The 18212-nt window shown below is 63.3% G+C and carries 19 protein-coding genes; 12 read left to right on the top strand and 7 right to left on the bottom strand.

All coding sequences use genetic code 11. The annotated features are described in order from the left end of the window. The 3 genes from NKH33_RS10795 to NKH33_RS10785 form a co-directional block, all read left to right on the top strand. Positions 1-617: helix-turn-helix transcriptional regulator (locus tag NKH33_RS10795; RefSeq protein ID WP_352919371.1), on the top strand; the 617-nt coding region annotated here is incomplete at its 5' end. A gap of 111 nt (positions 618-728) precedes the next feature. Then, positions 729-1202, top strand: a complete 474-nt coding sequence (locus tag NKH33_RS10790) for a carboxymuconolactone decarboxylase family protein (RefSeq protein ID WP_352448517.1) — start codon at positions 729-731, stop codon at positions 1200-1202. 85 nt (positions 1203-1287) lie between these two features. Next, complete coding sequence (locus tag NKH33_RS10785) at positions 1288-1650, top strand: nuclear transport factor 2 family protein (RefSeq protein WP_352577470.1); 363 nt, start codon at positions 1288-1290, stop codon at positions 1648-1650. A gap of 411 nt (positions 1651-2061) precedes the next feature. On the opposite strand, the gene NKH33_RS10780 is transcribed toward NKH33_RS10785, so the two are convergent. Then, positions 2062-2562 (bottom strand): MmcB family DNA repair protein, encoded by a 501-nt coding sequence (locus tag NKH33_RS10780; RefSeq protein WP_352748936.1) that lies wholly within the window; start codon positions 2560-2562, stop codon positions 2062-2064. A 214-nt stretch (positions 2563-2776) separates the two neighbouring features. Here NKH33_RS10780 and NKH33_RS10775 point away from each other — a divergent pair, with 214 nt between their 5' ends. Next, the gene (locus NKH33_RS10775; RefSeq protein ID WP_352748939.1) at positions 2777-3100 is read left to right on the top strand and encodes a hypothetical protein; all 324 of its coding nucleotides are present in this window, start codon (positions 2777-2779) and stop codon (positions 3098-3100) included. 715 nt (positions 3101-3815) lie between these two features. Here NKH33_RS10775 and NKH33_RS10770 read toward each other — a convergent pair. Further along, positions 3816-4115, bottom strand: coding sequence for a DUF1330 domain-containing protein (locus tag NKH33_RS10770; RefSeq protein ID WP_023717905.1), 300 nt, complete (start codon positions 4113-4115; stop codon positions 3816-3818). 153 nt (positions 4116-4268) lie between these two features. On the opposite strand from NKH33_RS10770, the gene NKH33_RS10765 reads away from it, so the two are divergent. The 3 genes from NKH33_RS10765 (at position 4269) to NKH33_RS10755 (ending at position 5917) form a co-directional block, all read left to right on the top strand. Then, a complete protein-coding gene (locus tag NKH33_RS10765; protein WP_023717906.1) occupies positions 4269-4595 on the top strand; it encodes a GYD domain-containing protein in 327 nt (108 codons plus the stop codon). A gap of 241 nt (positions 4596-4836) precedes the next feature. Continuing rightward, entirely contained in the window at positions 4837-5118 is a 282-nt protein-coding gene (locus tag NKH33_RS10760) for a hypothetical protein (protein ID WP_352919366.1), read from the top strand. 181 nt (positions 5119-5299) lie between these two features. Further along, entirely contained in the window at positions 5300-5917 is a 618-nt protein-coding gene (locus NKH33_RS10755; RefSeq protein ID WP_352448678.1) for a L,D-transpeptidase, read from the top strand. A 110-nt stretch (positions 5918-6027) separates the two neighbouring features. On the opposite strand, the gene NKH33_RS10750 is transcribed toward NKH33_RS10755, so the two are convergent. The 3 genes from NKH33_RS10750 to trpS all read right to left on the bottom strand — a co-directional run bounded on the left by NKH33_RS10750 (position 6028) and on the right by trpS (position 8629). Next, positions 6028-6597: a NifU family protein gene (locus tag NKH33_RS10750; protein ID WP_023676386.1), complete on the bottom strand. Its 570-nt coding sequence runs from the start codon at positions 6595-6597 to the stop codon at positions 6028-6030. Between the two features lie 278 nt (positions 6598-6875). Beyond that, positions 6876-7367 carry a universal stress protein gene (locus NKH33_RS10745; RefSeq protein ID WP_023717912.1) on the bottom strand — a complete coding sequence of 164 codons (492 nt, stop codon included), beginning with the start codon at positions 7365-7367 and terminating at the stop codon, positions 6876-6878. Positions 7368-7552: 185 nt separating this feature from the next. Next, positions 7553-8629, bottom strand: coding sequence for a tryptophan--tRNA ligase (gene trpS / locus NKH33_RS10740; RefSeq protein WP_352919363.1), 1077 nt, complete (start codon positions 8627-8629; stop codon positions 7553-7555). 364 nt (positions 8630-8993) lie between these two features. Between trpS and NKH33_RS10735 the strand changes: the two genes are divergently transcribed. Together NKH33_RS10735 and NKH33_RS10730 are read left to right on the top strand one after the other, a co-directional pair. Continuing rightward, positions 8994-9239 (top strand): type II toxin-antitoxin system VapB family antitoxin, encoded by a 246-nt coding sequence (locus NKH33_RS10735; RefSeq protein ID WP_023676383.1) that lies wholly within the window; start codon positions 8994-8996, stop codon positions 9237-9239. After that, entirely contained in the window at positions 9239-9643 is a 405-nt protein-coding gene (locus tag NKH33_RS10730) for a type II toxin-antitoxin system VapC family toxin (RefSeq protein WP_352919360.1), read from the top strand. The genes NKH33_RS10735 and NKH33_RS10730 overlap by 1 nt, the downstream gene beginning before the upstream one ends. On the opposite strand, the gene murJ is transcribed toward NKH33_RS10730, so the two are convergent. Continuing rightward, a complete protein-coding gene (murJ, locus tag NKH33_RS10725; protein ID WP_352919357.1) occupies positions 9618-11216 on the bottom strand; it encodes a murein biosynthesis integral membrane protein MurJ in 1599 nt (532 codons plus the stop codon). The genes NKH33_RS10730 and murJ overlap by 26 nt on opposite strands. Positions 11217-11262: 46 nt before the next feature. Then, positions 11263-14061 carry a [protein-PII] uridylyltransferase gene (locus tag NKH33_RS10720; RefSeq protein WP_352613825.1) on the bottom strand — a complete coding sequence of 933 codons (2799 nt, stop codon included), beginning with the start codon at positions 14059-14061 and terminating at the stop codon, positions 11263-11265. A 226-nt stretch (positions 14062-14287) separates the two neighbouring features. Between NKH33_RS10720 and NKH33_RS10715 the strand changes: the two genes are divergently transcribed. The 3 genes from NKH33_RS10715 (at position 14288) to NKH33_RS10705 (ending at position 18176) form a co-directional block, all read left to right on the top strand. Continuing rightward, complete coding sequence (locus tag NKH33_RS10715) at positions 14288-16792, top strand: heavy metal translocating P-type ATPase (protein WP_352613824.1); 2505 nt, start codon at positions 14288-14290, stop codon at positions 16790-16792. Positions 16793-16835: 43 nt separating this feature from the next. Continuing rightward, a complete protein-coding gene (gene copM, locus NKH33_RS10710) occupies positions 16836-17222 on the top strand; it encodes a CopM family metallochaperone (RefSeq protein WP_023676379.1) in 387 nt (128 codons plus the stop codon). Positions 17223-17330: 108 nt separating this feature from the next. Then, entirely contained in the window at positions 17331-18176 is an 846-nt protein-coding gene (locus tag NKH33_RS10705) for an aldo/keto reductase (RefSeq protein WP_352919354.1), read from the top strand. Positions 18177-18212 lie beyond the last annotated feature (36 nt).

The raw sequence follows: 18212 nt of genomic DNA, 5'->3' as shown, positions 1-18212 counted from the left end.
CCCCGGGGGGGGCGCGCCCCCGGGGGGCGCGGCGGGCCGCCCCGCTGGCCTCGGTGCGCGGGGGCCCCCGCGCCCCCCCGCCCCGGGCCCTACGCTGCGCGGCGGCCCTGCGCGATGCGGCGCAGGAGATCGGCGTCGCCAGCGCGCAGGGCGTGCATGTCGGCGAGGTCGAGTTGCGCGGACCGCCGACGGGGTTGACGGCGCGCGTGACGATGCAGCTTGCCGCGCATGCCGGGCGCGGCGACATCCTCGCTTCGCGGCTGGTCGCCGACCTCGCCGCCGGTTCAGGCCTTCATTTCAATGACGCCGGGCGCATCGCGCTTGACGAGCTGGATGAGCCGCTGGCGCTGGTGCAGGCGACCTCGGAACAGCATCTGGAGCCGGCCTGCCGGCCGAAGGCCAAGGCTGCCGAGCCGGCCGCACTGACGGCGCGCGAAAGCGAGGTGGTGAACCTCATCGCCGATGGCAAGAGCAATGCCGCGATCGCCGCCGAACTCGGGCTGAGCGAACACACCGTCAAGCGCCACGTCGCCAATATTCTGCTCAAGCTGGACCTGCCGTCGCGGGCGGCGGCGGCGGCGTTCTCGGCCCGGCACGCTGGCCCGCACGGGCCATAGGAGCCATGGCGCTTTCGGGCGAAGCGGCCAGGCATGCGTAAGCGCTATCACTTCGTCCCATGCAGGCCAGGCGGATGTCGCCAGGAAAGGTGCTGCGAAGGGAGGAATAAAATGCTGAAGTCGACACTCAAATCACTGGTGCTGGCGGCAGGCGTTGGCGCGCTGTTGGCGATCGTTCCTGCCAAGGCCGAAGACGCCTCGGCGACGGCTGCCTACAAGGACATCCAGGCAACGCTCGGCTCGGTACCGGACATGTTCAAGACGCTGCCGGACGTCGCCGTTGCCGGCGCCTGGGCCGAGATCAAGGGCGTGCAGCTCAACCCGAACACCGCGCTCGACGGCAAGACCAAGGAATTGATGGGCCTCGCCGTCGCCTCGCAGATCCCCTGCCAGTACTGCATCTATTTCCACACGCAGGCGGCCAAGCTCAATGGCGCCAGCGACGAGGAGATCAAGGAGGCGGTGGCAATGGCGGCGATCGTGCGCCACTGGTCGACGATGCTCAACGGCAGCCAGGTCGATCTCGCCACTTTCAAGAAGCAGTCCGACGAGGTGTTCGCGGCCGTCAAGGCGAAGTCGCAGTGAAGAAGCCACTGCCCGGCGGCGAGCGCCGGGCAGTACCTGATCAAGCAACCACCCGATCCGAGAAGACGGGCCTATGGAGGAAAAATTGCTGACCAAGACACAGACGATAGACGGCGCTGCGATCAAGAAGGCGATCGAGGGCCGTGATGGAAAATTGCTGGCGAGCTTCTATGCCGACGACGCATTGGTGCGGGTGATCGACCGCAACAACCCGCCGAGCAAGCCGCGCGAAATCCGCGGGCGCGCTGCGATCACCACGTTCTGGGACGATATCTGCAGCCGGGCGATGACCCACAAGGTCGACACCACCATCGCCGACGGCAACAATCTCGCCTTCACCCAGGCGTGCGCCTATCCGGACGGGACCAAGGTGTTCTGCGCGGCGATGCTGGAGCTGAAGAACGGCCAGATCGCGCGGCAGACCGTCGTGCAGGCGTGGGACGAGTGAGGAGGCGGCGATGTTCAGTGCCGGATGGCAGATCGACGCCAAGTTCGGCCACAAGCAGACCGTGCTCTGTTGAAGAAATGGGAACGCGAGATCGGCTCGCAGGTCGGTCTCGACGACCTCAAGTTCTAGATCATGACCGGATCGATCGGCGCGCGGGAAGCGACGATCGAGTCCCACCAGCAGGTCGAAAGCCTCGCCCAATTGGAGGCTTTCTTCGCCAAGATTGGCAAGATCGATGCGCACGCCAAATGAGGCAAGGAGATGGAGCCCTACGCGGTGTCGGGGCACCAGCCTGTGGAACATCTACCGTATCGTGGAATAGCAGTCCGGCTTACTCCCTTCTCCCCGTCACTTACGGGGAGAAGGTGGCGGCAGCCGGATGAGGGGCAGCGCGACGTCTGCAGGAGAGCTCTACTCGCTCTCGCCTTCCAGCGCCGGCACCGACACGCCGGCAAGCTCGGCCGCGAGCAGCCGCGACGCACCGGCGCGTGCGATCCGCAGCATCAGCGCCTTGCGCGTCGCCGCTGCCATGCGGTGCTCGGGCGCATCGCGCAAAATCTCGGCACCGTAGCCGTCGGAGAGAATGAAGCCGCACTCCTCCGGAAAGATCTCCTGGGGTACGCCGGGATGGGTGGCGAAGAAGAACCGGTCGGAATGCAGCCGGTAGTCCGGCCATTTGCGGTCGACCCTGAAATCCTCGACCGAGGACTTGATCTCGATGATCCAGATGTCGCCGTGGCGGGTCAGCGCGACGAGATCGGCGCGCCGGCCGGTGGCCAGCGACAGTTCGGGCAAGACATGCGCGCCCATCTGCCCGAGCAGCCGCTGCACGCCACGCCTGACCAGCATGGCACGCTCCGACTGGCGGCCGTCGATGAGCGGATTGAGGGGAATCGGTGAGATGATCGGCATGGAGGATACCATGGCAGATTTTGTTCACGGTTTGAACCGGTTTTTGCGGGCGATTACGCACTTTACAAACACGGCGATGTGCCTGATACCTTGAATCCACAGTAGGAATCCGGGTTATGAGTGTCCTTTTCGAGCCACACTTCCACAACGAAGAAGCTGCTTTCGAACGGCTGGAGACGGGCAAGAAGGCCCGTTAGGCAATGGCTGAGTCACAATGAGCGTCGTCAGCGGTGTGGTGCTTTGTACATCCGCTGCCGAAGACTGTTCGAGCCCGAACGGTCAACCCGTTCTTTTTGAGCGCATACAGGAATGGCTGGCGGAGCGCGGCCCCTTCCAACAACTTAACAGTGTCGAGGCTAGCTTTGGCGGCAGCAAGCACCCGCAAATGTTTGTAGCCGGCGGCGGCTTCAACCATTTCTCCGAAGACGACTTTGCGGCCTACGTGATGTCGCTGCCTTGGCAAAACCCAGAAAACGTTGTGTTGGTGATCGACCCCGAAGAGGGGGCTACCCGCGTCTTCAGACCTCCCTGTTTGTAAAGTACATAATCGCCTCGCGGCGATTATCTGGCTGACAAACCTAATCTGCAAAATACTGTGGAGCGGGCGCTACAAGGCCCGCCCTTCCACAAGGCGGGCCGCTCGCGTTATGAATGCGTTTCCTACTGGTGAGGGGAGCTATGTTTTCGCGAGGCGTCGCGGTTGATCTAATATTCACCGCTGCAGGCCCGATAGTGGTCGCAGCATAATCAAAAAGGTGGCGAAGCATGGTTACTGAGAATGCAAGTTTGACGGTCGAGCAGACTAGGCTCAATAGGATGCTCACGCGGGGCATCGTATTTTCCGTTGTTTGGCTTGCCGGTTTCGGGTCTTCTTATGCGCTTTACCAGGGGTTTCTGGCGAGACGGATGATAAAAATGAATCCCATGCTTCGGGGAAATGGCCGCGCCTGGTGGTGCATCATTGTGGGAGGGCTTGGGGCCGCAGCCTTATGTGCGATAGTTGGCGCCGGCATTTTCAACGCCATGACACAACCCTAGGTCACGCTGTAACACCGCCTGCCGATCTGGTGTTGGGTCATATTAATTTGTAGGTCCCGCTCAATGAGTGCTTCCGGCGCCATCCTCCCATCATTGACTGTCATTTCCCGCCCGCAAGTTCAAAGCTTGCTGATTCATATCAGAATGCTCCTGTCCCGTCGCCGGGCCGCACCAGATATGGCAACTCAGACTTGCCATTGTCATCGACCCGGCCCTCAGCTAACCGGCATCATGCCCTCCAGAGCAATAATCCTCGTCTTTGCACAGCGTTCGCGGATGGCCTTGAGGCGGCCGTATTCCGGAGAGTCGTACCATGCCAGGAGGGACGCCATGTCCGGGAATTCGACAATGACGAGGCGATGAGGCTCCCAGTCGCCCTCCAGCACTTTGGTGGCTCCGCCACGAGCGATGTATCTTCCTCCGTAGCGCGCTTCGGTTGCCGGCACGTCCCGGCGGTATTCCTCGAAAACGGCGGCGTCGGTTATGTCTACATCAGCAATGAGATATGCGGCCATTGACCTTACTCCCCTTGGGAAAGGCAATTGAAACAGGTCTATTAGCGGCCCCGCAACTAAGCCAGCGGTACTACGCCTCGGAAACGACTCGCGTTCTCCGGGATTGGGGCGCTTAACTGTCTTGGTGGGGGCAGCTCTGGGAGGAGACGAACCATGCCGATGTATCTCACGCGATTCAGCTACAGGCCCGAAACCTGGGCGCGCTTGATGGATAATCCCGAGGACAGACGCGAGGCTGCCCGTTCCTACATCGAGTCGGTCGGCGGAAAGCTGCACGGGTTCTGGTATGCCTTCGGAGAGTACGATGGCTGGAACCTATGGGAGGCGCCGGACAACGTGTCGATGGCATCCGTCATGCTGGCCATCGGTGCGGGAGGCGCGCTCAGCTCGTACGAGACCACCGTCCTGTTAAGTGTCGAAGAGACGATGGACGCGCTTGGCAAAGCGAAGTCGATCCGGTACCGCCCGCCGGGATCGTGACCGCCGCCCGCGCTTTGCGGAGTGTCGAAGGCTGGGGAACGCTTGCTCTCGGACGGCGCACGTTGCAGCTTGCGTTTTCAATGTCTGCCACAGATTTTAGGAGGAGCATTAGAGGACGGAAGATGACGACCGGAAATCGGCGACGCCGGAGGAAATCCGCCCGGCCATCAGAGGCTGGGCGGTGCTTGGGGCAATTGTCGTTGCCGTGTTTGGTGCGGCCTACGTCATGATCGATAGTTGAATGGCCAACGATCCTGGTCGCCCCGATGGATTGCCTGAAAAGATCGGCACGGTCCTTGGTGCATTGGTGGTGATCGGCACGTTCGGGCTTCTGGCTTGGACCGTGCTTCGCGGCGTCCTTTATTGCACCCGGCCCGTCTGGACTTTCCCCTGCGGCGGCCGCGTCTCAGGCCGATCTCCTCATAGCAACAGACGGTCTTGGCCGCAGGCCAGCGCGCTGGGCAGCGTCACCGACATTCATGGCGATTTCCTCGGCTCGGGGTTCTTGTTCCTGGCCCATTGATTTTGCAGCATAATCCTGCGGGGGCTGTTGCCGAAATGCCATAGTCGCAGGTTTACCAGCACGCAAGCCCAAGGATATAGGCATCGCCCGCTTGGCAAGCAAAGCAAATGCCAGCATGAATGAAGATGAAAAAAGCGGCCGACTCGAGCCGCTGTTGTTTGGGCAGGCATCGGACCTTTTCATGCGCATGAAGTCACTTGCAATCGTCGCGGCCCTGGCGCTGTCGACGGCTGTCGCCGGTTGCAGCACCATCGGCTCGCAGATCTTCACCAACAACTACGGCGCGGTGACCGACGCCGGCTATCACCTGCCGCGCGTTCCGATCGAAAAGGTGCCGTTCAAATACCGCCGGCAGATCGTCGACTACGACACCAGGGAAAAGCCGGGCACCATTATCGTCGATACGCAGAACAAGTTCCTCTATTTCGTCATGGGCGACGGCGAAGCGATGCGCTACGGCATCGGCGTCGGCCGTGAGGGTTTCGAATGGCACGGCACCGCCCATATCGCGCTGAAGCGCGAATGGCCGACCTGGACACCGCCTTCGCAGATGATCAAGCGCCAGCCGGAGCTGGCCAAGTTTGCCGGTGGCATGGAGCCGGGGTTGAAGAACCCGCTCGGCGCGCGCGCCATGTACCTGTTCAACAAGGGCGGCGACATGGGTTATCGCCTGCATGGCAGCCCGGAATGGAATTCGATCGGCAAGGCGATGTCGTCGGGCTGCATCCGGCTGATGAACCAGGACATTATCGACCTCTACGACCGCACCTCGGTCGGCGCCAAGGTCATTGTCATATAAAACCCTTATACGCGGACCGTCTAGGCAACAACACAGACGTCGCAAACAGAAAACCGGGCACTTTGGCCCGGTTTTTTGTTGTCTATCGACGTTGACGATGGAACGTCGCGTCAGGAGACCTGTTCGACGTGCTGCACTTCCGGCACAAAGTGCCGGAGTAGGTTCTGGATGCCGTGCTTCAGCGTCGCGGTCGACGACGGGCAGCCGGCGCAGGCGCCCTTCATGTGCAGGAACACGGTGCCGTTCTCGAAGCCGCGGAAGGTGATGTCGCCGCCGTCCTGGGCCACCGCCGGGCGCACCCGCGTGTCGAGCAGCTCCTTGATGGTGACGACCAGCTCCTCGTCGGCCTTGTCGTAGAATTCGCCGGTCTGGCTGGTCTCGGCGGCGGGGCCGGCCTTGGCCATCACCGGCGCGCCGGACATGAAATGCTCCATGATGGCGCCGAGGATAGCCGGCTTCAGATGCTGCCAGTCGGGGCCGTCCTTGGTCACGGTGATGAAATCATAGCCGAAGAAGACGCCGGTGACGCCGGGGATTTCGAACAGCCGGCCGGCGAGCGGCGAAGCCGTCGCGGCGCTATCGGCATCGCGGAAATCGGCGGTGCCTTCTTGCAGCACTTCCTTGCCGGGCAGGAATTTCAGCGTCGCCGGGTTTGGCGTCGACTCGGTCTGGATGAACATGGCCGTCTCCGTGCCCGTTTCGGGCAGCTAGTTTGGAATAATTCTAATTAGGCTTTATCCGCCCGACATTCAAGCGAAAGGCATCGGGGAGAACGGCTGGCTGGCGGAATGTTTTGCTAGTTCGCTGAAACGATTGGAGATGTGTTGAGATTCAGGTCAGGCCGAGCCGAAAATGGTGGTTTCCGAGAACCGGAGCGGAGCGTACTTTTGGTACGTGAGCACCGGAAGCGCAGGAAGCCGCCATTTGCAGGCCGGCCTCACCTGAATATCAGCACATCTCAGGCGAGGCTGTCGATCTCCTCGTCCGACAGGTTCTGCGGCACCACCGTGACGGGAATCGGAAAGGCGGCGCCCTTGCCGGCGACCGCGCCGACCAGCGGCCCTGGGCCTTCCTTGCCGGCGCCTGCCGCCAGCACCAGAATGGCGATGTCCTGGTCTTCCTCGATCAGCTTGTGGATCTCTTCGGTCGGCTTGCCTTCGCGCACCACCAGTTCCGGCTCGATGCCGAGCTTCTGGCGCACCTTGTTTGCGTAGCTGTCCAGTGCGGCACGCGCCGTGGCGGTCGCCTCCTCGCGCATGATCTTCTCGACGCCCAGCCAGTGCTGAAAATCATCCGGCTCGATGACATAGAGCAGCACCAGTACGCCGCCCGTGCTTTGCGCCCGCTTCGAGGCGTAGGCGACGGCGCGCTCGCATTCGGGCGTGTCGTCGATGATCGCCAGGAACTTGCGGCGATGACCGGCTTCGCGGCTGAGGCGTTTGGAGACCATATTCACCCTGTTCGATGGTTTCGGTCGCAATCTGCCACCGCCACAGCCCGCCCGCAAGCGACCGGCGGCTGTGGCAATGCTGGTGCAGCTTAAAGCGCGTCGCGTTCGACCAGCGACGCGCTTCAGGTTCTTGTTTTGTGCATGTCGTTATCGCAAAACCGCTGCACACTTTTGCGCGACATGCATTAGCCTTGCAGCAGGCCGATAATGTCGCGCACGGTCTTCATGGTCGCTTCGGCCAATGTGCGGGCACGCTCGCCGCCATCCCGCAGCACCGCGTCGACATAGGCGCGGTCGCTGGAGATGCGGCGCATCTCGCCGGCGATCGGCGCCAGTTTTTCCACCGCAAGGTCGGCCAGCGCCGGCTTGAACACCGAAAACTGCTGGCCGCCGAATTCCTTCAGCACGGCCTCTTTCGATATTTCGGCGAGGCCGGCATAAATGCCGACGAGGTTTTCCGCTTCCGGCCGGCCGGCAAGCCCGTCCAGTTCGCCGGGCAAAGCCTCCGGGTCGGTCTTGGCCTTGCGGATCTTCTTCGAGATGGCGTCGGCATCGTCGGTCAGGTTGATGCGCGACAAGTCCGACGGGTCGGACTTCGACATCTTCTTCGAACCGTCGCGCAGCGACATGATGCGCGCCGCCGGGCCGCCGATGACCGGCTCGGTCAGCGGGAAATAGCCGTTCACCGTCTCTTCGCCCACCTGCATCTCGACGCCGACGCCAAGCGCTGCGATGCGGTCCGAAAAGTCGTTGTTGAACTTCTGCGCAATGTCGCGGGTCAGCTCCAGATGCTGCTTCTGGTCGTCGCCGACCGGTACGTGGGTGGCGCGGTAGACCAGGATGTCGGCGGCCATCAGGGAGGGATAGGCGAGCAGGCCGAGCGAGGCGTTCTCGCGGTCCTTGCCCGCCTTGTCCTTGAATTGCGTCATGCGGTTCATCCAACCGATGCGCGCCACGCAGTTGAAGATCCAGGCAAGCTCGGCGTGCTGCATCACCCGCGACTGGTTGAAGACGATGTGCTTGGTCGGGTCGATGCCGGAGGCGAGAAACGCCGCGGTGATCGACCGCGTCTGGTCCTGCAGATCCTCATGGACGAGCTGTGCGGTCAGCGAATGCAGATCGACGACGCAATAGATACAGTCGGAGGTGTCCTGCAGGGCGACGAATTTCTTGATGGCGCCGAGATAATTGCCGAGATGCAGATTGCCGGTTGGCTGGACGCCGGAAAAAACGAGCGGTTTGAAGGGGGGCTGATCGGTCATGGTGTTTCCCTGGCTTGTGGAGGGCCGTTTCGCGCGCGGCGAAAGTCTTGCGACGGCGCGCTTATGGACGAGAGCGAGGAGACGATCAAGAGGGTGTCGGATGGGCGGCGCAGGGCTTTGGCCTCGGACGAGCAAGCCGCCGCAGGAGGCTATTTGAAAAGATGCCGCCGAGCACAAACAAAACCCGCCTTGCGGCGGGTCCCCGGTGCGAATCAGCACCATATTTAAATTAGTAGCATAGCTGCCGGCACAAAGCAAGAACAAAATAGCTCGCCTTGGCGATTGCGTTCAATCTGGATCCGGCCGCATTGACGCATTGATGTAGATAGCTACATAATAGTTGCTACATGGCGGAAGCAAAACAATGACGATCAACATCAACAACAAGGAAGCTGACAGCCTGACGCGGGCTTTTGCCCGGCTTGAAGGTGTCGGGATCACCGAGGCGATCGTGATCGCCATGCGCGAAGCTCTGGAGCGCCGCCGCAATCGCGAGACGCCGCTGGAGACGGCGGCACGGCTCCGGGCCGAGTTCGGTATTGAGTTGAGCGAGCAGGCGCGCAAGCCGCTGCCGCGCTCTGTCTACGACGAATTGTCCGGCGAAGACTGATGTTCATCGATGCAGCCGCTATCGTTGCAATACTGAGCAACGAGACCGAAGCCCCGCGCTGCGCGCAGGCGGTCATGAAGGCGTCGGCTCCGTTCACCTCGGCTATCGCGGTTTGGGAAGCCGCGATGGCGCTTTCGCGATCGGAAAAGCTGGCCGTCCCGGTCGCCACAAGCTTCAAGATAGTCAGCCGTTTTCTCGAAGAGCGTGGAATCACCTTGCGGGAGCTTCCGCCTGCCTCTGACGCGGCATCTCTGGCTGTTGAGGCTGCATCGCGGTTTCGCAACAACGCTGGCCGTCTCAACATGGCCGACTGTTTCCACTACGCCTGTGCGCGCTACTACGCCGTTCCGATGCTTTCGACGGCGGACGAATTCCGTTTCACGGATCTGGAGACTGTTGCTTGACCGGCTGGGAGCCCTTGCGCCCGATATTGCGGCGGATCATGCCGAAATCGGCACCGCCGATGGCGAAGGCGGTGACGAAGTAAAGCAGCGCCCCGCCGGCGACGAGCGCTAGCAGCGTCACCGCCTTGATCACCAGCGGCGAGCCGGAGGCGAGACTTGCGGCGAACCAGTGTTCGGCAAAATAGATTGCCGCGGCCATCACCGCCGCCGACAGCACCAGCCGCGGGATGCGTTTCATGAGCGGCACGTCGCGGCCCCAATGGCCGCGCCGGATCAGCACGGCGAGCAGCATCGCCGCATTGACCCAGCCGGCGACAGCGGAGGCAACGGCAATGCCGGGCGCGCCCATCGTCGGAAACAGCGTCAGTGCCGTCGTAATGTTAACCGCCACCGAGATGGCGGCGAAAATCATCGGCGTGCGCGTGTCCTCGCGAGCGAAATAGCCTGGGGTGAACGCCTTGATCAGCACGAAGGCCGGCAGGCCGAGCCCGAAGATCGCCAGGATTGCCGCGACCGTCGGCGTCGAATTGTTGGCGGCAAAGGCGCCGCGCTCATAGACCAGCCGCACGATCGGCTCGGACATGACCAGCAGCGCGGCCGCCGCAGGCAAGGTCATGAAAAGGGTAAACTCGACCGAGCGGTTCTGCAGATTGGCGGCCTCGACCAGATTGCCCGATTTCAGCGCCCGCGACAGTTCCGGCAACAGCACGATGGCGACAGCGACGCCGACGACGCCCAGCGGCAGCTGGTAGACGCGGTCGGCATAGGCCAGCGACGACACCGCACTGTCCTGCGCCGATGCGATCGCCGTGCCGATCAGCTGGTTGATCTGGGTGATGCCGCCGGTGATCGCCGCCGGCAGCGCCAGGATCAGCAGCCGCTTGACGTTCGGCGTCATCTTCGGCCGCCGGAAGCCGATCGAAATGCCGGCATGGCGCACCGCCGCCCAGACGATCGCCAGCTGCACCAGGCCGGCCGCCAGCACGCCCCAAGCCAGGCCGAAACCAACGGTGCGGGCGTCCGAACCCTTGTACCAGGCATAGGCAAGCACGGCGATAAGGATGACGTTGAGGAACACCGGCGCCACCGCAGCGGCGAAATAGCGGCGCAGCGAATTCAGCATGCCGGCCATCATGGCGCCGAGCGACATGCAGATCAGGTAGGGGAACATGACGGTCGCCAGCGCCACCGTCGTCTCGAATTTTCCCGGCGTGTCGGCAAAGCCCGGCGCCACCAGATAGCGCACGATCAGCGGCATCGCCAGTTCCATGGCGATGGTCAGCGCCAGAAGCGCCGTGAACAAGACGCCGAACACGTCTTCGGAAAAGCGCTTGGCGCCGTCGGTGCCGTGTGTCTCGATCTCCTTGGCGAATAGCGGTACGAAGGCGGCATTGAAGGCGCCTTCGGCGAACAGCCGACGAAAGGTGTTGGGAAACTGGAAGGCGGCGTTGAAGGCGTCGGCGATCGGCCCGGTGCCGAGTGCGGCAGCCATCAGCATCTCGCGGCCGAAACCGAGGGCGCGGCTCATCAGCGTGCCGGAAGCGACCGTGGCGAATTTCTTGACAAGGCTCATGCGCTTGAAGACTGCCTGTGCGATTGGGGCAAATGGAAGGTAACCGTCACTCGGCGGCCGTTTTGGTCTTGCCGCGCTCGGACGCCGTGCCCTCGAGCACCGCGATCAGCCTGTTGCGGATGGTCGCCGTACGCGACGGGCTGTCGATCTTCTGGCCGGTGAGATCGGTGACGTAGAACGTGTCGATGACTTTTTCGCCGAAGGTGGTGATGTGGGCCGAGGCGATGTCGAGCGACAGGTCCGACAACATGCCGGTGATCTCCGACAGAAGGCCCGGCCTGTCCAGCCCCTCGACCTCGATCACCGAGAAACGGTTCGACAGCGTGTTGCGGATCTCGGCGCGTGGCGGAATACGGAAAACCTTGGCGCCGCGCCGCGGCTTGGTGCGCTTCTCGATCATTTCGGGCAGCCAGCTCTTGCCCGACAGCACGTCCTCGATCAGCCGGCCGACGCGCTCGGCACGGCGGCGCTCGTCCTCGTCGCGGTCGAACTCCCTCGAGATCAGGATGGTGTCGAGCGCGCGGCCGTCCGAGGTGGTGAAGATCTGCGCGTCGACGATGTTGCCGCCGGCCGCGGCACAGGCGCCGGCAATCACCGAGAGCAGGCGCGGATGGTCCTGCGCCAGCACGGTGATCTCGGTCACCGCCTCGAACTGGTGGGTTTTGACCATGGTGGCGAGCTTCTTGCCGGCGTGATCGGCCTCGCGGATGAATTCGGCATGGCGGAGCTGGTCGGGAAGATCGACCGCCAGCAGATAGTTCTCGTAGTGCTGGCCGACATAACGCTTGCGGGCCTTTTCCGGCCAGTCGGCAAGCGCCTCGGCCAGTTGTTCGCGCGCCGCCGCCGTCCGTTTGGCGCGCGACACCTCCGAAAACCCGCCGGTCAACAAAAGCTCGGTCTCGTAGTAGAGCGTACGCAGCAACTGGCCCTTCCAGCCGTTCCAGACCCCAGGCCCGACGCCGCGGATATCGCAGACGGTAAGCACAAGCAGCATCTTCAGCCGTTCGACCGACTGCACGATGGCGGCAAAATCCTCGATCGTCTTGCGGTCGTTGAGATCGCGGGTCTGCGCCGTCATCGACATGACGAGGTGGTTCTCGACCAGCCAGGCAACCGTTTCGGTGTCGGCCGGCGACAGCCCCATATGCGGGCAGATGCGCCGGGCGATCCTGGCGCCGGCTTGCGAATGGTCCTCCGGCCTGCCCTTGGCGATGTCGTGCAGCAGCACGGCGACATAGAGCGCCTCGCGGCTCTTCTTCAGCCCCGGCATCAGCGAGTGGGCGAGTGGATGGACCTTTTCGCCGTCGCCGCGCTCGATCTCGGCCAGCACGCCGATGCAGCGGATCAAATGCTCGTCCACGGTGTAGTGGTGGTACATCGAGAACTGCATCATGGCGACGATCTTGCCGAAGTCCGGGATCAGCTTGGCAAGCAGTCCGGCCTCGTTCATGCGCCGCAGATTGAGCTCGGCGTTGCGGTCCGAGGTCAACACATCGAGGAACAGCCGATTGGCCTCCTCGTCGCGCCTGAGCGCCTTGCCGACGAGGCCGAGAGAGCGGGTCAAAAGCTTCAGCGCATCGGGGTGGAATTCCAGGCCATGCTTGTCGGCAAACCAGAACAGCCTGAGCAGGTTAACCGGATCGCGCTCGAACACCTCGTCGTCGGCAATGTTGATGCGGTGGTTGTCGACGATGAAATCGGCCGTGCCGGCGAGCTTGCGCTTGCGCCGCGAAAAGGTGAGAAAGATGCGGTTGAAGCCCGGCACATGCTTGGCCTGCTCTTCTTCCAGCGCGGCGCAGAAAATGCGGGTCAGGTCGCCGACATCCTTGGCGACGAGGAAGTAGTGCTTCATGAATCGCTCGACCGCCGACAGGCCGGGATGGGTGGTGTAGCCCAGCCGCTCGGCAATATCGCGCTGGATATCGAAATGCAGCCGCTCCTCGGCCTTGCCGGTGAGGAAATGCATGTGGCAGCGCACCGCCCATAGAAAATCCTCGGCCTTCTGGAATTCCCTGTATTCGGCGTCGGTGAAGACGCCCTTGTCGACCAGTTCCTCGCCGGTGCGCACGCGGTAGAAATATTTGGCGATCCAGAACAGCGTCTGCAGGTCGCGCAGGCCGCCCTTGCCGTCCTTGACGTTAGGTTCGACCAGGTAACGGCTCTCGCCGGCCTTGGCGTGGCGCTCGTCGCGTTCGGCGAGCTTGGCCTGGACATATTCGGGGCCGGTGGTGCGCACCACCTCGTGGTCGAAGCGCTGCAAAAGCTCGTCATAGAGCTTTTGCTCGCCCCACAGGAAGCGCGCCTCCAGGATCGAGGTGCGGATGGTGATGTCGGTGCGCGACAGCCTGAGGCACTCGTCGATGTTGCGCGTGGCGTGGCCGACCTTCAGCCCGAGGTCCCACAGCATGTAGAGCATGTATTCGACGATCTGCTCGCCCCAGGGCGTTTGCTTGTAGGGCAGCAGGAACAGCAGATCGATGTCGGACCCGGGCGCCAGCGTGCCGCGGCCATAGCCGCCGACGGCGACGACCGCCATGCGCTCGGCCGAAGACGGGTTTTTGACGCGATAGACATGGGTGGCGGCGAAATCGTAGAGCGCGCGGATGATCTCATCCATCAGATGCGACAGCCGGGCGGCGCAGGCGGTGCCGCTGCCATCGTCCATCAGCATGCGTTCGGCGACCGTGCGGCCGTCGGCGAGCCGGCTTTTGAGAAGCTTGAGGACGCCGCTGCGCGCGGCCTTGCCGGAGCCGTCGCCTGCCGTGGCCGCGGTCAGTTCGGTCATCTCGCGGCGCAAGGCTTCGCCGTCGATCAGTTCCTCGAGCTTCAGGGATATTCTTGCCATAGATGCCGTTCGGCCTCGCCGTTTCGGCGGCGTCTATAGCGCGTTTTCGCGGCGCTGGGTATGGGGCGGACGGACGCGTTCTCCGCAGCCGCCGACAGGAGGATCATCTCGCGCCCGCGGCCGGTTCGGTTAGCGCCTGGCCACGAAAAATCGAAATCGGCCCTTGACCTTCCAGTTACTGGAAGCACTACCTCCGCCGCAACATCGAAATACAGGGGCTTTCGGCATGACGCATTCCGATCACCATCATCACGCCCATGGCAGCTGCTGCTCGGCAAAAGGCGCCCCCTCTGCTGCGGACGCCGTCATCCGCGATCCGGTCTGCGGCATGACCGTCGATCCGGCTGCCGGCAAGCCGACGGCCGAGCATGACGGCCGTCGCTATCATTTCTGCAGCGAGAGCTGCCGCGCGAAATTCGTCGCCGAGCCGGAAAAATACCTGACCGCTACCGATCCCGTCTGCGGCATGAGCGTCGATCGCGCCACGGCCAAGCACTTTTTGCGGCACGAGGGCCGGGGCTTCTATTTCTGCTCGGCCGCTTGCCAGGCGAAGTTCGAGGCCGAGCCGGCAAAATATCTCGGCGACAGGCCGGCGCCGCAGCCGATGCCCAAGGGCACGCAATACACCTGCCCGATGCATCCGGAAATCATCCGCGACAAGCCCGGCTCCTGCCCGATCTGCGGCATGGCGCTGGAACCGATGGGCGTGCCGACCGGCGACGAGGGGCCTAACCCGGAACTGGTCGACTTCACCAGGCGCTTTTGGGTGAGCGCGGTGCTGTCCGTGCCGTTGCTGCTCATCGCCATGGCGCCGATGCTCGGCCTGACGTTTCAGGCCTTCATCGACGACCGCGCGAAGGTCTGGCTGGAGCTGGCGCTGGCCAGCCCGGTGGTGCTGTGGGCGGCATTCCCGTTCTTCCACCGCGGCTGGGATTCGATCCTCAACCGCAGCCCCAATATGTGGACGCTGATTTCGCTCGGCGTCGGTGCCGCCTACCTCTACAGCGTCATCGCCACGCTGTTTCCAGGCCTCTTTCCGCACCAGTTCCGCGGCCATGACGGCACCGTACCGGTCTATTTCGAGGCGGCGGCGGTAATCGTCGCGCTGGTGTTCCTCGGCCAGGTGCTGGAATTGCGTGCCCGCGAGAAAACCGGTTCGGCGATCCGTGCGCTGCTCGACCTGGCGCCGAAGACGGCGCGGCTGATCGGCGCGGACGGTTCCGAAGACGACGTGCCGCTCGAAACCGTCAAGGCCGGCGACCGCTTGCGCATCCGCCCAGGCGACGCCGTGCCGGTCGACGGCATTGTGCTCGAAGGGCGCTCCTCCATCGACGAATCGATGATCACAGGCGAGCCGCTGCCGGTCGAAAAGACCGACGGCGACAACCTCACCGGCGGTACGCTCAACAAGAACGGCTCGCTGATCATGCGCGCCGACAAAGTCGGCGCCGAGACGACGCTGGCGCGCATCGTCGAGCTGGTCGCCAAGGCGCAGCGTTCACGCGCGCCGATCCAGGGGTTGGCCGACCGCGTCTCGTTCTACTTCGTCCCGGCCGTCGTTCTGGTTGCGATCATTGCGTTCGTCGCCTGGGCGATCGTCGGACCGGAACCCAGCCTGGTCTTTGCCATCGTCTCGGCGGTCTCGGTGCTGATCATCGCCTGTCCCTGTGCGCTCGGCCTTGCCACGCCAATGTCGATCATGACCGCCACCGGGCGCGGCGCGCATGCCGGCGTGCTGATCAAGGAAGCGGCGGCGCTCGAACGCTTCGCCTCGGTCGATACGCTGATCGTCGACAAGACGGGAACGCTGACCGAAGGCCGGCCGCGACTGACCGATGTCGTTGCCGTCGAAGGCATGGCGCAGGACGAGCTGCTGTCGCTCGCCGCCGGTCTCGAAAAAGGCTCGGAGCATCCGCTGGCCGAGGCGATCGTCGAAGGCGCCCGCGAACGCGGCGTGAAGGTCCCCGACTCCGGCGGTTTCGAGGCCGTCACCGGCAAGGGCGTTTCCGGCACGGTTTCGGGGCAGAAGGTGGCGCTCGGCAATGCCGCGATGATGGCCGATCTCGGCATCGACACGGCGTCGGTCCTGGCCAGCGCCGAGGCGCTGCAGGCCGACGGCAAGACCGCGATGTTCGTCGCTGTCGCAGGCAAGCTCGCCGGCCTCGTCGCCGTTGCCGACCCGATCAAGGCGACCACCGCCGAGGCGATCAAGGCGCTGCATGACAGCGGGCTGAGGATCGTCATGGCGACCGGCGACAACGAGCGCACCGCCAAGGCCATCGCAGCCAAGCTCGGCATCGACGCGGTGCGTGCTGGGCTTTTGCCCGAGCAGAAGGGTGCGCTGGTCGAGGAATTGCGTGCAAACGGCGCCGGCGTCGCCATGGCCGGCGACGGGGTCAACGATGCGCCAGCACTGGCCGCTGCCGATGTCGGCATCGCTATGGGCACCGGCGCCGATGTTGCGGTCGAAAGTGCGGGAATTACGCTGGTCAAGGGCGATCTCAACGGCATCGTCAGGGCGAGGACGCTGGCCCGCGCGACGATCCGCAACATCCGCCAGAACCTGTTTTTCGCTTTCCTCTACAATGTGCTTGGCGTGCCGGTTGCTGCCGGCGTGCTTTATCCGCTCACCGGCACGCTGCTGTCGCCGATGATTGCGGCGGCGGCGATGAGCCTGTCTTCGGTTTCGGTCATCGCCAACGCATTGCGGCTCAGGACGTTGAAACTCTGATTAAAACTTCCAGATAGACCCTGTTCAAAAAAGGAGACGATGAATGACCCTGGCCAAGAAGATCGTGCTGCTGATGATGGCGGCGGGAATGCTGCTTGCCGTTTTCCTCGAAAGCGTTCCGGCACAAGCCGAGGAGATGAAGCACGACATGGGCGCAATGGGCGCGCAGAGCCCCTCGACCGAGGGCTACAAGGCGGCGATGGACAAGATGCATACCGACATGATGGCAATCGAATATTCCGGCAATGCCGACGTCGATTTCGCTCGCGGCATGATCCCGCATCACCAGGCGGCCATCGACATGGCCAAGGTTGAGCTCGCCAATGGCAAGGATCCGGAAATCCGCAAGCTGGCCGAAGCAGTGATCGCCGCGCAGCAAGCCGAGATCAAGCAGATGCAGGACTGGCTCGCCGCCCATCCGGTGAAGTAGGCGTCACGCTGTCGGGAAATCCGGGCGAGAGGCCTCACCTGGATTCTGCTTCACCTGGATTTGCCTTGGCGACTGTGGTGCTATCCGGGCCTCGGACTGGAGCATGCCATGCCATCGACGATAAGAACGACCACCCTGCCCTGCGGCGAAGCCGTGCCGGTGCTCAGCCAGGGCACCTGGAAGATGGGCGAGGACGGTCGCCGCCGCGGCGATGAGGCCAATGCCCTGAAGCTCGGGCTGGATCTCGGCATGACGCTGATCGACACCGCCGAAATGTATGCCAGCGGCGGCGCCGAGGAGGTGGTGGCGGAGGCCACCGCCGGTCGCCGCGACGAGGTTTTCCTGGTCTCCAAGGTGCTGCCGTCCAATGCCTCGCGCGCCGGCGTGAAACGGGCATGCGAGAACAGCCTTAGGCATCTCGCCACCGACCGCATCGATCTCTATCTCTTGCATTGGCCGGGCAGCGTGCCTTTGATGGAAACGGTAGAGGCGTTCGAAGCGTTGAAGGCGGCCGGCAAGATCCGCCATTGGGGCGTCAGCAATTTCGATACCGACGAGATGGAAGAGCTGGTTCGGTTGCCGGCCGGCGGCAACGTCCAGACCAACCAGGTGCTCTACAATCTGTCGCAGCGCGGCGTCGAGTTCGACCTCGCCCCGTGGAGCCGGCAACGCGGCATGCCGCTGATGGCCTATTCGCCGGTCGATCAGGGGGTATTGGCACGCAACGCCAGGTTAGATGCCATCGCCGCCCGCCACGGTGCGACGCCGGCGCAGATCGCGCTTACCTGGGTGATGGCGCAGGAGGGCGTGATTGCCATTCCGAAGGCCAGCCGCCCGGAGCATATCCGGCAGAATGTCGCGGCGTTGGAGATCGAGCTCACGAGCGAAGATTTCGCCGAAATTGACCGCGCCTTCCCACCACCGAGGCGGAAGTCCGGCTTGGCGATGATTTGAGGGGTGGGGCGGAAGGCAAGCCAAAGCAGCGTTCCG

Origin of the sequence: Mesorhizobium sp. M1182 (assembly GCF_040318335.1) — a bacterium.
GTDB lineage: Bacteria > Pseudomonadota > Alphaproteobacteria > Rhizobiales > Rhizobiaceae > Mesorhizobium.
Note: the sequence above shows the minus strand (reverse complement) of the source record. Positions and strands in the feature narration are given on the sequence as shown.